The sequence below is a fragment of the Weissella sp. ESL1177 genome (assembly GCF_058107185.1).
Genome location: NZ_CM176591.1, coordinates 1,525,853 through 1,539,418, shown reverse-complemented (window position 1 = coordinate 1,539,418; position 13,566 = coordinate 1,525,853). Strand labels below are relative to the sequence as shown.

Here is a 13,566-nt window from a genome sequence, read left to right as displayed (position 1 = left end):
TTTTAAAACCTGCTCTAAAAGACTGAAGCCTTACCGTAACAACAATTAGGCGCTGCTGGTTCTTCGTTAAACTACGAACCCAAATCACCCTATTGTTGGTTACAATCGGCTTCAAACCGTCTTTTATCACGCTCTCTTTTTGTTATCAGTACTGAATATCAGATTTTAAAAGTAAAACGCTTACATAATTTAAGACAGTTGATGTATAATAAGCTTATAAACAATCCTAACAATATCGATTAAATGGGGAGATAAACAAATGGGAAAATTTACGGATAAAGTGGCAATTGTTACTGGTGGTGCGTCAGGAATTGGCTTAGCAACCGTTAAGGAATTAATGGCAGAAGGGGCAAAGGTCGTTATTTCAGATTTATCTGATAGCGGACCAGAAGTTGCTGCTTCACTGGGCAGTGAAGATCAAGTTATTTTTGTCAAAACTAATGTGACTAAAGAAGAAGACGTCAAGCACGTTGTGGCAGAAGCAGTGGCGCACTTTGGCTCATTAGATATTATGGTCGCAGATGCAGGAATTGCACGTGATGGTAATATTACAGACATGTCATATGATCAATGGCGTATGACAATTGATATTAATTTGAGTGGTGTCTTCTTGTCTGACAAGTATGCTATCGAACAAATGCGTACACAGAAAACCGGTGGTGCTGTTGTTAACATGGGATCAATTCACAGTTTCGTTGGTAAAGTTGGTGTGACTGCTTATGCATCTGCAAAGGGTGGGGTTAAGCTACTGACACAAACTTTAGGAGCTACCTATGCTGCAGAAGGGATTCGTGTGAACGCGGTTGCACCAGGTTATATTGATACACCATTAATTGCTGGTGCTGATAAGGAAGCGCTCGTTAAATTGCATCCAGCAGGTCGTCTAGGAAAGCCAGAAGAAATTGGGAAGGTCGTTTCATTCTTAGCAAGTGATGATGCATCGTTTGTTAACGGGACGACGTTGTTGGTTGATGGTGGTTATACAGCTGTTTAAGAAATGAAATAGGTACCATTGATAGTCCTTGGTTCAAGGATAAGGCATCAAATCGATAGATGATTTGGTGCTTTTTTAATGATGAGCATTTGTTTTAAATAGGTTAAAAATAAAAAGCCAAAACTACCGAAAATGACGGTAAGTTCTGACTTTTCTGATGCTTGATATAACTGCTCTGGCTGGGTTCGAACCAGCGACCTCCTCATTAACAGTGAGTTATTCTACCACTGAACTACAGAGCAATGTTTGATTAATAAACAATATATAATATATAACACGTATGATTAAAAGTCAATGAGATAAATGACTCTACTTTCATTCGGTTTTATATAAAAGTTTGGTTACTTTTATATAACTGCTCTGGCTGGGTTCGAACCAGCGACCTCCTCATTAACAGTGAGTTATTCTACCACTGAACTACAGAGCAATTATTAATCAGCGAATACATATAATATACACACTAAAAAATTAAAAGTCAACAAATTAAATGAATAAATTCTAATTTGTTTATTCGATGATGGACAGGGAATTTAAATAAAATTAAAAGGATAACATTAAAGAGAGCAAAAAATTCATTTAATTGGTATGATAGAGATAATAAATGACGATTAGGAGGCGGCGTGAATGGCTGACTTTCAACTAAAGGGGATGCCCGTATGGGTTTATGCAAAAGATGTTGATACAAAAAGTACGTTAACGCGTGCACGATTAATTGACGGCTATATTGGTGAGAAATTTTCAATTGATCCAGAACCAATCTCTGGCTATCGCTTTGTTTCTTCTGAGGGTACGTTGACTGGTACATTTAATGAAAAAGAAATGTATACCACAACTTTTTATTATCAACGAGATGATGTTGCAGAGACTGAAAAATTAACGAATAAATATTTACATATTTTTTCAGACGTACAACCAGTTATGTCGATTGCGCAAGCAACAGGTGTCGGACAAAAATTATGGGCAGGCTCTGTTGTCAAAGCTGCACAACGTATTGCAACACGTACCGGTGATTTTTGGTATCAATTAGCGGATTCGCGATGGTTAAAATATGATATGCAGACGATGAAATTGACAGGTAATGATGGACAGCATCAACAGCCAATCACAGAATGGAAACGACCAACAATTTGGCAACCAGAATCGTTTATTGCTGGTGGCAAGATTGATTATATTCCAGGTTCAGAAGTAGATGTTTATTCACAACCCTATGGGCATCAAATCGATCGGATGCAACATGGCACACCTGTCGAGATTACGGAACGGGTGCAGGACCCATCAGGTGTTACCTGGTACCACGTTGCCCAACACGGGTGGTTATCAAGTATTTATTTATCACTAACAAAATAATAATCAGATTATAGACAAAGTTGGGGGAAATTATGACGGAACCTTTTATTTTAAAACCAGCATTACATGAAAAAATTTGGGGTGGAACAGCATTACGTGATATTTACCATTTAGATATTCCCTCAGAGACGACAGGTGAGGCATGGGTGATTTCTGGCCATCCCAATGGACCAGTCACAGTGACAAATGGTCGCTATGCTGGCAAAACAATTGCTGAATTATGGCGTGATGAGCCACAACTATTTGCAAATGATGATGCGAAACGGCCATTTCCATTATTAGTGAAAATATTAGATGCACATCAGGATTTGTCTGTTCAAGTCCATCCAGATGATACCTATGCAGATGAACATGCAGGTGAACTCGGTAAAACAGAATCATGGTATATTTTAGCCGCCAAGCCAGATGCAACGATTTATTATGGACATACAGCCAAAGATAAAGCGACATTTGATACGGAAGTTGATCAGGGTGACTGGGAACATCTTTTGCAAAAGGTGCCTGTTAAAGCAGGTGATTTTTTCTATGTGCCATCGGGAACATTACATGCCCTTGGTGAGGGTGTTTTAGCCTTAGAAACACAACAATCATCAGATGTTACCTATCGTGTATATGATTTTGATCGTATTGATAAAACAACAGGTAAAAAGCGGGAATTGCATTTGGCAGATGCTAAAAATGTGACCACAGTACCATTTGTACCAGAAAAGCCAGCACAGAAAGTATCACATGTGGCAGATTTGACGATAACCGAGTTAGTGACAGCTCCTTACTTTAATGTGACAAAATGGGATGTTGCGGGACGAGTAACAATGGATGCGACGGCACCTTACACATTAGGAACAGTGATTGATGGTGATATTGATTTAACTGTTTTTGGCGTGACTTATCATTTGGATACAGCAACTAGTTTTATTTTGCCACATGATGTTGAGGCTTGGACGATCAATGGGTATGCAACTTTAATAACATCAACGCCTGGTCCAAGGTCATTATAATAGACGTGTGTATTGATAAGATGAAACACCACCGACAATATGAACAGTGGTGTTTTTATGTTGTTAAAATGGTAAAATTTGATAGTGATTGTTATAAATAATTAAAAATAAGAAAGCTAGCGGGCTGGATTAACGAAACTAGGAGGATAACATGAGCCTTAAAAGTGGATTGGCAACTTTCGTTGGCAAAAGCACATACGTATTACTGCATGATGTATTGCGTCGAGGTGGCACATCATTACCAGGAAAATTGGCAACAAAAATTGATCCAAATGTGATGCAAAGTTATGCTGAAAATTATGATGTTATCTTGATTACGGGAACAAATGGGAAAACATTAACAACGACATTAACAACGCGTGTGTTGAGAGAAAAATATGCAGATGTTATCACAAATCCTTCTGGTTCGAATATGATGCAGGGCATTACAGGGACAATGTTGACGTCTAAGATAACTGATCCACAACAACGACCAGTTGCCTTGTTAGAAGTTGACGAGGCAAATGTTGAGGCAGTTGCTCGTCAGCTGAAGCCGAAAGCATTTGTTTTAACAAATATTTTTCGTGATCAACTAGACCGTTATGGTGAAATTTATACAACTTATGAAAAAATTTTAAAAGGGATTCGCCTATTTCCTGAAGCGACTGTGATTGCAAATGCTGACTCACCCATTTTTATGCGAGGCGATTTACCTAATCCAAAAGTTTATTATGGATTTAATCATTTGCCTGCAACAGGAGATATGAAAGCACCCCACAATACTGATGGCGTTTTGTCACCAACAGATAATTCTATTTTACATTATCATTTTATGACTTTTGGTAATCAGGGTGATTATTTCTCAGTGACTGACGATTTTAAGCGTCCACCTCTGGATTATGCTGTGACAAAATTAAATAAATTAACACCAGTTTCGTCAAATTTTGATATTGATGGACTGACTTACCAAATTGAGATTGGCGGTATGTATAATATTTATAATGCGTTAGCCGCATATGCCGTTGGTCGATTTATGGGCGTATCATCAGAACAAATTCAACAAGCTTTTACATCGAATGCCCAAATATTTGGGCGCCAAGAAGCCGTTAAAGTTAATGATAAAGAAGTTACGATTGTATTGATTAAGAATCCAGTAGGTGCCAATCAAGTCATTGATATGATGAAAACAGATGATCAACCGTTTTCAATGATCGCATTACTAAATGCAAATTATGCAGATGGTATTGATACGAGTTGGATTTGGGATGCAAACTTTGAATCACTGCATGAAACAGGTATTCAAGCAGTAGCAACAGGTGGTGAACGTTATAAAGATTTGTACGTACGTTTGAAAATGGCTGGATTTGGTGATCACCCTGTTTATCAGGATCTAAAAGATATTGTGACTGCTATTGAAAGCATGCCAACAAAACGTGTTTATGTATTAGCAACTTATACGGCGATGCTACAATTGCGTGCCGAATTAAAGCAGCAAGGCTATATTCACACAGGAATGGGGGAATAAATAGATGGCTGAATATGAGATACATGCCGCTCATTTGTATGGTGATTTAATGAATACGTACGGCGATTTTGGCAATATTGTTGCGTTGCGTTATTATGCAAAACAATTAGGTATCACGGTTGACGAAAAAATTGTCTCATTGGGTGATCCTTTTGATGCGACGGCTTATGATTTTGTTTTATTTGGTGGTGGGCAAGATTATGAACAAATGATCGTTGCTGATGACTTGCCGGATAAAGCGCCTGCTTTGAAAACGTACATTGAAAACAATGGACCATTATTAGGTGTTTGTGGTGGCTTTCAATTGCTAGGACAATATTTCTTATTGGCGGATGGGACAAGAGTTAATGGCATTGGTGCTTTAAGTCACTACACTTTGAATCAACCAGACAATCGTTTCATTGGTAACGTTACAATTGAAGATGAAGTAAATCATTTGGAGTATCATGGTTTTGAAAACCATCAAGGACGTACGTTCTTAGGAGATGATGAGCGGCCATTAGGTAAGGTTATCAAAGGAAACGGGAATAATGGTGAAGATGGTGGCGAAGGACTGGTCTATCGTAATGTTTATGGGACCTATTTTCATGGGCCAATTTTGACTCGTAATGGAAATCTAGCGTTGCACATGCTACAGTTGATTTTAGATCGAAAGTATCCAGGCATTGATTGGCAAGCTAAAATTGCAACTATTTCACCAGAATTTTTCTAAGAATATGTTATTATTTTATATTGATTGTTGTGACCATAAATCGTTATAAAGTCTCAATAAGCCGTCAATTTCGCTATTTTATGGCAAGATTGACGGTTTTTAAACGTGTTCCAAAAACTTGAATCCTCAATGTAACGCATTTGTTCGTTTCATGGTCTATGACCACAAACCGACCAAACTCCGTTACACACCGGATTCAAACCAGTTTTTGTCGCACTCTGGGTTAAACGTGTTCCAAAAACCTGAATCCTCAATGTAATGCATTTGTTCGTTTCATGGTCTATGACCACAAACCGACCAAACCACGTGACACACCGGATTCAAACCAGTTTTTGTCGCACTCTGGGTTAAACGTGTTCCAAAAACCTGAATCCTCAATGTAACGCATTTGTTCGTTTCATGGTCTATGACCACAAACCGACCAAACTCCGTGACACACCGGATTCAAACCAGTTTTTGTCGCACTCTGGGTTAAACGTGTTCCAAAAACCTGAATCCTCAATGTAACGCATTTGTCCGTTTCATGGTCTATGACCACAAACCGACCAAACCACGTGACACACCGACTCCAAGGCATCTTTTGTCAGCTTATCTTTTTTTTATTGACAATTTTGGTATACTAGATTGGAGTGTAAGCTAGATTTTACAGGTGAAAGGCAGGGACAAGATGGCGCAATTATTTTTTCGTTATGGTGCAATGGCCAGTGGTAAAAGTATTGAGATATTAAAAGTTGCGCATAATTATGAAGTGCAACAACGACATGTCTTGTTATTAACGAGCGCTTTGGATAATCGTACAGGTGTCGGTGAAATTGCTTCGCGTATTGGTATGCAACGGTCCGCTCGGGCAATTCATGCCACGGATGATTTATTTCAAATTATTTTGAACAATGACACAGTAGCAGCAGTGTTGATTGATGAAGCACAGTTTATGACGAAAGAACAAGTACTGCAACTAACCCAAGTAGTTGACGAATTAAATATTCCTGTCTTAGCTTTTGGTTTGAAAAATGATGCATTTAATCAATTGTTTCCTGGTTCGGAAGCTTTGTTGATTTATGCAGATAAAATTGAGGAAATGAAAACACTGTGCTCGTTCTGTGGTCGTAAAGCGATTATGAATTTACGATTGGCAAATGGTCAACCGATATATGAAGGTGAACAAGTTCAAATCGGTGGTGACGAAGCCTATATGCCTGTTTGTCGGAGACATTATAATCATCCAGATTTAGAAGCATTAGCACGACGAACAGCGATTAATCATGAATAATGTTAAAGGAATAGAAAAACATGGATGAAATTTTTGAAAAAGTACAATCCGTTGTGGATCGGTATGATGAAGTAAGTGAAATGATTTCAGACCCGGAAGTCATTGCTGACACAAAACGGTTTCTTGCACTCTCTAAAGAAGAGGGTAGTTTACGTGAAACAGTTGAAACGTTTAAACGTTATAAAAAAGTCATTGCAGGGATTGCAGAAAATGAAGATATTCTTCGTGAAGAAGCGAATGATTCAGAATTAGAAGAGTTAGCAAAAGAAGAATTAAAAGATTTGCATACTGAAAAAGATGAATTAGAAGAACAAATCAAAATTTTGTTACTACCAAAGGATCCTAATGATGATAAAAATATCATTATGGAAATTCACGGCGCAGCTGGTGGTGATGAAGGCGCTTTGTTTGCGGCTGATTTATATGATATGTATGCTCGCTATGCTGAAAAACAAGGTTGGCACGTTGAAATTATTGATGAGAATAAGACGGAAATTGGTGGCTACAAAGAAATCGTTTTGATGATTACCGGTGATAATGTTTATTCTAAATTAAAATTCGAAAATGGTGCGCATCGTGTGCAACGTGTACCAGAAACTGAATCAGCTGGTCGTGTACATACTTCAACCGCAACAGTTGGTGTGATGCCTGAGTATGAAGATGTCGATATTGAGATTGCCGATAAGGATCTGCGTGTTGATGTTTATCGTTCATCTGGTGCTGGTGGACAACATATTAATAAGACATCATCAGCAGTTCGTATGACACATTTACCAACAGGTATTGTCGTTGCGATGCAAGACCAACGTTCACAACAACAAAATCGTGCGAAGGCAATGGAAATTTTAAAGACGCGTGTGTACGATTATTATGCATCACAAAATGAGGCAGAATATGCCGAACAACGAAAGACTGCTGTTGGGACTGGTGATCGCTCTGAGCGTATTCGAACATATAATTATCCTCAAAATCGGGTAACAGATCACCGAATTGGCCTATCATTAAATAAGTTAGACCGTATTATGAACGGTGAATTGGCAGATATCATTGATGCCTTATTGATTGCTGATCAAACGGCTAAGCTTGAAGCATTAAAACAAGGATAAGATAATATGTTTGATGAACAATGGACCATTCAAGCAGTACGTGAATGGGGGAACTGGCAGTTGGAACCTTATATTCATGATGAAGTTGAGCGGATGGCACAAATTGACTATTTGTTAACTGGGATGATGGATTGGAATTATGCGCAATTATCAAATAATCGCAATACAGTTCTAGAAGATGAAAAACGTTTGCGTTTTATGGTTGCGGTACGCGCCATTAAGGGTGGTCAACCAGTACAGTATGCATTAGGGCATGCTGCATTTTATGGTAGAGAATTTCAAGTCGATCGACGAGTGCTCATTCCTCGTCAAGAAACAGAGGAATTGGTTGAATGGATTTTAAACGATCATGTGACTCGTGACAAGAAACGAGTGTTAGATATTGGCACTGGTTCAGGTGCGATTGCTGTGACGTTAAGTGCGGAACGACCAACCTGGGATGTCAATGGATTAGATATTTCAAGTGAAGCATTGTTTGTCGCTAAGGAAAATGCAGCATTGTATGCACCAAATGTGAGCTTTTTAGAGAGTGATTTGTTTACAAATGTTGCAGGTCGCTTTGACATTATTGTTGCTAATCCACCTTATATTAGTCGTGATGAACAGGCTATGATGGACGAATCTGTTGTTGCTTTTGAACCAGATATCGCACTATACGCTGAAGATGATGGTTTAGCATTATATAAACAAATGGCAGCCGATTTATTAGCATATCTGAATCCAGGTGGTGCTGCGTACTTTGAAATTGGTTATCAGCAAGGACAGGCACTTGTTGAATTATTTGAAACATTACCTCATGTCAAGGTAACATTACGTCAGGATTTAAGTGGTCATGATCGAATGATTAAAGTATTGCGGGAGATGTAAAAATGACAGAAACAAAAATATGGACAGTTAATGATATGGATGCGGCAGCACGTGCCATTAGACGTGGTTCGTTGGTTGCCTTTCCAACAGAAACTGTTTATGGACTTGGTGCGGATGCCTATAATGAAAAAGCAGTTGGCAAAGTGTATGCAGCGAAAGGGCGACCATCTGATAATCCGCTAATTGTCCACGTCGCTGACCCAGAGCAAGTGGCTGACTTTGCCATTGTTAACGAGTTGGCACAAAAATTAATGGCTGCTTATTGGCCAGGACCATTGACGATGATTCTGCCAGTTAAGCCAGGTGTCTTATCAATGACAGTGACCGGTGGATTGGATACGGTTGCTGTACGTTTGCCTGACAATGATGTGACGCGTCAATTGATTAGAGACAGTGGTAAGACATTGGTTGGACCATCTGCAAATACTTCGGGTAAGCCATCGCCGACATTAGCAAAACACGTGTATCATGATTTGCATGGTAAGATTGCAGGTATTTTAGATGACGGTCCAACAAAAATCGGGGTTGAATCAACGGTCTTAGACTTATCAACTAAAATGCCAGCCATCTTACGTCCAGGTAAAATTACGCCCGCACAAATAGAAGCAGTTATTCAAACGCCAGTGGATTCTGAAATTCATCGTGTTGCAGACAATGAAACACCTAAGGCGCCTGGTATGAAATATCGGCATTATGCACCTGATAAGGATGTCTATATGGTTGCACCGGAAGATTGGACAAAGGCGATTATTTGGATGCAAAGCCAAGTTGATCCAGTTGGGTTAATGTTGACTAATGATTTAATTGCAACGCACCAATTAGCAGGTATGGATTTTGTTTGGTCATTAGGAGATAATAATGATACAGCCGCTGCAAAATTATTTGCGGGGCTAAGGTATTTTGATGACAAAAAAGATGTGCGAACGATTCTTGTTGCTGCCATGCCACAGATTGATGAAAATGGTGCATATAATAATCGACTAGGTAAAGCATCTGGTGGCCACTGGATTAGTGAGCTATTAACTAATTAATCTGTTTTGACTGAAGGAGGTCAACCCCAATGACAAATTATCGAGAATTTGATCCTGAACTATGGGCTGCAATTGATCGTGAAGCCGATCGCCAAGAGCATAACATTGAATTAATTGCTTCAGAAAACATTGCGTCTGCAGGTGTGCGTGCTGCACAGGGCAGTATTTTAACCAATAAATATGCTGAAGGCTATCCTAACAAGCGTTATTATGGTGGTACTGAATATATCGATCAAGTTGAGCAATTGGCAATTGATCGTGTGAAAGAGCTGTTTGGGGCGGAGTATGCCAATGTTCAGCCACATTCTGGTTCACAAGCGAATGCGGCTGTTTACGCGGCATTACTTGAACCTGGTGATCATGTCTTGGGTCTTGATTTAAATGCTGGTGGTCACTTAACACACGGGTCACCCGTTAATTTTTCTGGTAAGACTTATCATTTCCATGCTTATGGTTTGAATGATGATGAGCGGATTGATTATGAACAAGTTGCTGCTTTAGCAAATGAGTTCAAGCCAAAGTTGATTGTGACAGGTGCATCAGCATATTCACGATTTATCGATTTTGATCGTTTCCGTCAAATTGCTGACTCTGTGGGGGCATATCTCATGGTTGATATGGCGCATATTGCTGGCTTAGTTGCTGCTGGTGTTCATCCTTCACCAGTTGGCATTGCTGATGTTGTGACATCAACAACGCATAAAACATTACGTGGGCCACGTGGCGGTTTGATTTTAGCAAAGCAAGCATTAGGAAAAGCGATTAATTCAGCTATTTTTCCGGGTACACAAGGTGGACCATTAGAGCATGTGATTGCTGGTAAAGCAGTTGCTTTTTACGAAGCAATGCAGCCTAGTTTTAAAACGTATGGTCAACAAGTAATTGCCAATGCGAAAGCGATGGCTGATGTGTTTGCTGCGTCTGATCTAGTACGTGTTGTATCAGGTGGGACAGATAATCATCTGTTTAACTTAGATTTAACGGCGACTGGTATTTCTGGTAAGCATGCACAAAATGTTTTAGATAGTGTGCACATTACAACTAATAAAGAAGCGATTCCAAATGAACCGCGCAGTCCGTTTGTGACATCAGGTATTCGTATTGGAACACCAGCAATTACAACACGTGGTTTCAAAGAAACTGAGTCAAAAGAAGTGGCAACATTGATTTTGAAAGTACTTGCTAACCCTGAAGATGAAGCAACATTAACGTCTGTAAAGCAGGCGGTATTAGACTTAACTAGTCGTTTCCCTTTGTCAGGGATTGAATACGCAAATTAAGAAAAAGCGTTATAATAGAAGAAAACGAAATGGAGCTTTGAAATGAGTAAGCTAACGGTTTTTGACCACCCACTAATTCAACATAAATTAACAATTATTCGTAATAAGAATGTTGGTACAAAAGAATTTCGTGAAATTGTTGATGAAATTGCTTCATTGATGGCTTATGAAGTGACACGTGATTTACCAGTTGAAGATGTTGTTGTTGAAACCCCGGTTGCGACAACAACGCAAAAAACATTGGCTGGAAAGAAATTAGCCATCGTGCCAATTTTACGTGCAGGCCTTGGAATGGTAGACGGTATTATGAAGTTGATTCCTGCCGCTCGTATTGGTCACATCGGTATGTACCGTGATGAAGAATCACTAGAACCAGTTGAGTATTTTGTGAAGTTGCCAGAAGATATCGATCAACGTGAAGTATTGGTCGTTGATCCGATGTTAGCAACGGGTGGTTCAGCGGTGATGGCAATCGATGCACTTAAGAAGCGTGGTGCGACTAAGATTAAGTTGATTACGTTGGTATCAGCACCAGTTGGTGTTGAAACAGTGCAAAAGACACATCCTGATGTTGATATTTATACTGCTGGATTGGATGAAAAACTTAACGAACATGGTTATATTATTCCTGGACTTGGTGATGCAGGAGACCGTTTGTTTGGTACTCATTAATAAATTAAAATTTTTACATCATGTGACTGTGATGTTGAGGTTAATCAATTGTGGTTAACCTCTTTTTTATATACGTGATAGGTATGTTACTTGCATACTTAATATGTCTAAAGACAGCTATTTAGGATTAACGACAGTTTGTTCCAATTAAAACGTTTAACTAATTTAAAAGATGTTTACTAGATTTGTTAACTGATATATAATAAATGACGTTGAAAATAGCTTTAACTTGGTCCTGTGAGACTAGTAAGATTATTTTGGTACTGGGTGCATCAATTAGGGTACAAATTTGACACATGTTTGTGGACTATTAATCTACCAAGTTAAAATGGTAAGATTGACAGTCCCTTTTTAGGCATTCAGCATTTTTTAATTATTTCCCAGCAATTAAGCTGACGTATGAAAGGAATAACACAATGGATACAGAACGGCAGGTTGTATTAGATGTAGATGAAAAGCCAGGCTTTTGGCAATGGATAGGGCTATCGTTACAACATATGTTTTCAATGTTTGGGTCAACTGTTTTAGTACCATTACTAGTTGGATTAAATCCGGGCATTGCGCTATTTAGTTCTGGTGTTGGAACACTATTACATATTTTGATTACAAAGCGTCAGATCCCTGCTTATATGGGATCAAGCTTTGCTTTCATTATTCCAATGGTTGCTTTGATGAAAACAACTGGCTATCCTGGTGTGGCAACAGGTGTGATTTCTGTTGGTATTGTTTATTTGATTGTTGCAGCGATTGTTGGGTTCATCGGGACTGAATGGATTGAAAAGTTATTACCACCAATAGTCGTTGGTCCAATTATTATGGTGATCGGATTATCATTGTCTGGTTCTGCTGCACAATCGGCAACATTATTAAATGGTAAATATGATATTCGAGTATTTTTAGTCGCGATGGTAACATTGGGGATTACAATTTTCTTTAATATGTATCTTCGTGGTTTCCTGGGCTTGATTCCAATATTATTAGGAATCATTGTTGGTTACGTTTTAGCAATAATGGTTGGTTTAGTCGACTTAAAGCCAGTTGCTGATGCCGCATGGTTTACTTTACCAGCTTTTGATATCCCGTTTGTGGATTACCGACCAGTAATGCATTGGGGTGCTGTGCTCGTGATGGCACCAATTGCGTTAGTTACTATTACAGAACATTTGGGTCATTTGATGGTGTTAGATGATTTGACAGGACGCGATTATATTAAAAATCCTGGGTTGCACCGGACGCTAGCTGGTGATGGGGTTGCTTCGTTATTTGCTGGTTTAGTTGGTGGACCATCTGTAACATCATATGGTGAAAATATTGGTGTTATGGCAATTACAAAGGTGCATTCGGTGTATGTTTTGATGGGTGCCGCAACATTTGCCATTCTCTTCTCGTTTGTGGGTAAATTATCAGCTTTGATTCAAACGATTCCGGGAGCAGTCACAGGAGGGGTATCGTTCCTATTGTTTGGTGTGATTGCCGCATCAGGATTGCGAATCATTGTTGAAAATAAACTAGATTTTAATTTGAAGCGTAATTTGATGATTGCTTCATCTGTCTTAGTTATTGGGATTGGTAACGCTTATCTACAATTGGGACATGGTAATAATATTGTACAATTTTCAGGTGTTGCAATTGCCACTGTCTTGGGTATCGTTTTGAACTTGATTTTACCGGAAAAAGCAGCTTCTGAAAAATAAATTATCGTGATGATGACAGCATTTTTTGACTGTTATTTTGCAATGTGTGTTGTAAAATAACGGTTTTTTTTTATAAGGGAAGACAGAGTAG

12 protein-coding genes and 2 tRNA genes are annotated in these 13,566 nt (G+C 38.9%); 12 read left to right on the top strand and 2 right to left on the bottom strand.

The features are described 5' to 3' along the window. The first annotated feature begins 259 nt into the window (after positions 1-259). Positions 260-994, top strand: coding sequence for an SDR family NAD(P)-dependent oxidoreductase (locus AC3B5D_RS07540; RefSeq protein ID WP_489840655.1), 735 nt, complete (start codon positions 260-262; stop codon positions 992-994). Between the two features lie 170 nt (positions 995-1,164). Here the strand turns inward: AC3B5D_RS07540 and AC3B5D_RS07535 are convergent. Together AC3B5D_RS07535 and AC3B5D_RS07530 are read right to left on the bottom strand one after the other, a co-directional pair. Further along, positions 1,165-1,236: transfer RNA gene (locus AC3B5D_RS07535), tRNA-Asn, on the bottom strand. 113 nt (positions 1,237-1,349) lie between these two features. Beyond that, positions 1,350-1,421, bottom strand: a tRNA-Asn gene (locus AC3B5D_RS07530). 197 nt (positions 1,422-1,618) lie between these two features. Between AC3B5D_RS07530 and AC3B5D_RS07525 the strand changes: the two genes are divergently transcribed. The 11 genes from AC3B5D_RS07525 to AC3B5D_RS07475 all read left to right on the top strand — a co-directional run bounded on the left by AC3B5D_RS07525 (position 1,619) and on the right by AC3B5D_RS07475 (position 13,475). Beyond that, on the top strand, positions 1,619-2,341 hold the full coding sequence (locus AC3B5D_RS07525) for a MucBP domain-containing protein (protein ID WP_489840656.1): 723 nt from the start codon (positions 1,619-1,621) through the stop codon (positions 2,339-2,341). A gap of 32 nt (positions 2,342-2,373) precedes the next feature. Further along, complete coding sequence (manA, locus tag AC3B5D_RS07520; protein WP_489840657.1) at positions 2,374-3,339, top strand: mannose-6-phosphate isomerase, class I; 966 nt, start codon at positions 2,374-2,376, stop codon at positions 3,337-3,339. Positions 3,340-3,490: 151 nt separating this feature from the next. Then, positions 3,491-4,843: a DUF1727 domain-containing protein gene (locus AC3B5D_RS07515; RefSeq protein WP_489840658.1), complete on the top strand. Its 1,353-nt coding sequence runs from the start codon at positions 3,491-3,493 to the stop codon at positions 4,841-4,843. Positions 4,844-4,847: 4 nt separating this feature from the next. After that, positions 4,848-5,555 (top strand): type 1 glutamine amidotransferase, encoded by a 708-nt coding sequence (locus tag AC3B5D_RS07510; protein WP_489840659.1) that lies wholly within the window; start codon positions 4,848-4,850, stop codon positions 5,553-5,555. 667 nt (positions 5,556-6,222) lie between these two features. Further along, complete coding sequence (locus AC3B5D_RS07505) at positions 6,223-6,825, top strand: thymidine kinase (protein ID WP_489840660.1); 603 nt, start codon at positions 6,223-6,225, stop codon at positions 6,823-6,825. A gap of 20 nt (positions 6,826-6,845) precedes the next feature. Further along, positions 6,846-7,931: a peptide chain release factor 1 gene (gene prfA, locus AC3B5D_RS07500; protein ID WP_489840661.1), complete on the top strand. Its 1,086-nt coding sequence runs from the start codon at positions 6,846-6,848 to the stop codon at positions 7,929-7,931. A 6-nt stretch (positions 7,932-7,937) separates the two neighbouring features. Further along, complete coding sequence (prmC, locus tag AC3B5D_RS07495) at positions 7,938-8,798, top strand: peptide chain release factor N(5)-glutamine methyltransferase (protein WP_489840662.1); 861 nt, start codon at positions 7,938-7,940, stop codon at positions 8,796-8,798. Between the two features lie 2 nt (positions 8,799-8,800). Then, positions 8,801-9,829 carry an L-threonylcarbamoyladenylate synthase gene (locus AC3B5D_RS07490; protein ID WP_489840663.1) on the top strand — a complete coding sequence of 343 codons (1,029 nt, stop codon included), beginning with the start codon at positions 8,801-8,803 and terminating at the stop codon, positions 9,827-9,829. 29 nt (positions 9,830-9,858) lie between these two features. Beyond that, positions 9,859-11,109, top strand: a complete 1,251-nt coding sequence (gene glyA, locus AC3B5D_RS07485; protein WP_489840664.1) for a serine hydroxymethyltransferase — start codon at positions 9,859-9,861, stop codon at positions 11,107-11,109. Positions 11,110-11,151: 42 nt separating this feature from the next. Further along, positions 11,152-11,781 (top strand): uracil phosphoribosyltransferase, encoded by a 630-nt coding sequence (gene upp, locus AC3B5D_RS07480; protein ID WP_489840665.1) that lies wholly within the window; start codon positions 11,152-11,154, stop codon positions 11,779-11,781. A gap of 416 nt (positions 11,782-12,197) precedes the next feature. Continuing rightward, positions 12,198-13,475 (top strand): solute carrier family 23 protein, encoded by a 1,278-nt coding sequence (locus AC3B5D_RS07475; RefSeq protein WP_489840666.1) that lies wholly within the window; start codon positions 12,198-12,200, stop codon positions 13,473-13,475. Positions 13,476-13,566: the final 91 nt, after the last annotated feature.

Excerpts from the sequence above, each read along its gene's own strand:
- AC3B5D_RS07540 (WP_489840655.1), top strand. The coding sequence starts at position 260 with ATGGGAAAATTTACGGATAAAGTGGCAATTGTTACTGGTGGTGCGTCA.
- AC3B5D_RS07525 (WP_489840656.1), top strand. The coding sequence starts at position 1,619 with ATGGCTGACTTTCAACTAAAGGGGATGCCCGTATGGGTTTATGCAAAA.
- manA (WP_489840657.1), top strand. The coding sequence starts at position 2,374 with ATGACGGAACCTTTTATTTTAAAACCAGCATTACATGAAAAAATTTGG.
- AC3B5D_RS07515 (WP_489840658.1), top strand. The coding sequence starts at position 3,491 with ATGAGCCTTAAAAGTGGATTGGCAACTTTCGTTGGCAAAAGCACATAC.
- AC3B5D_RS07510 (WP_489840659.1), top strand. The coding sequence starts at position 4,848 with ATGGCTGAATATGAGATACATGCCGCTCATTTGTATGGTGATTTAATG.
- AC3B5D_RS07505 (WP_489840660.1), top strand. The coding sequence starts at position 6,223 with ATGGCGCAATTATTTTTTCGTTATGGTGCAATGGCCAGTGGTAAAAGT.
- prfA (WP_489840661.1), top strand. The coding sequence starts at position 6,846 with ATGGATGAAATTTTTGAAAAAGTACAATCCGTTGTGGATCGGTATGAT.
- prmC (WP_489840662.1), top strand. The coding sequence starts at position 7,938 with ATGTTTGATGAACAATGGACCATTCAAGCAGTACGTGAATGGGGGAAC.
- AC3B5D_RS07490 (WP_489840663.1), top strand. The coding sequence starts at position 8,801 with ATGACAGAAACAAAAATATGGACAGTTAATGATATGGATGCGGCAGCA.
- glyA (WP_489840664.1), top strand. The coding sequence starts at position 9,859 with ATGACAAATTATCGAGAATTTGATCCTGAACTATGGGCTGCAATTGAT.
- upp (WP_489840665.1), top strand. The coding sequence starts at position 11,152 with ATGAGTAAGCTAACGGTTTTTGACCACCCACTAATTCAACATAAATTA.
- AC3B5D_RS07475 (WP_489840666.1), top strand. The coding sequence starts at position 12,198 with ATGGATACAGAACGGCAGGTTGTATTAGATGTAGATGAAAAGCCAGGC.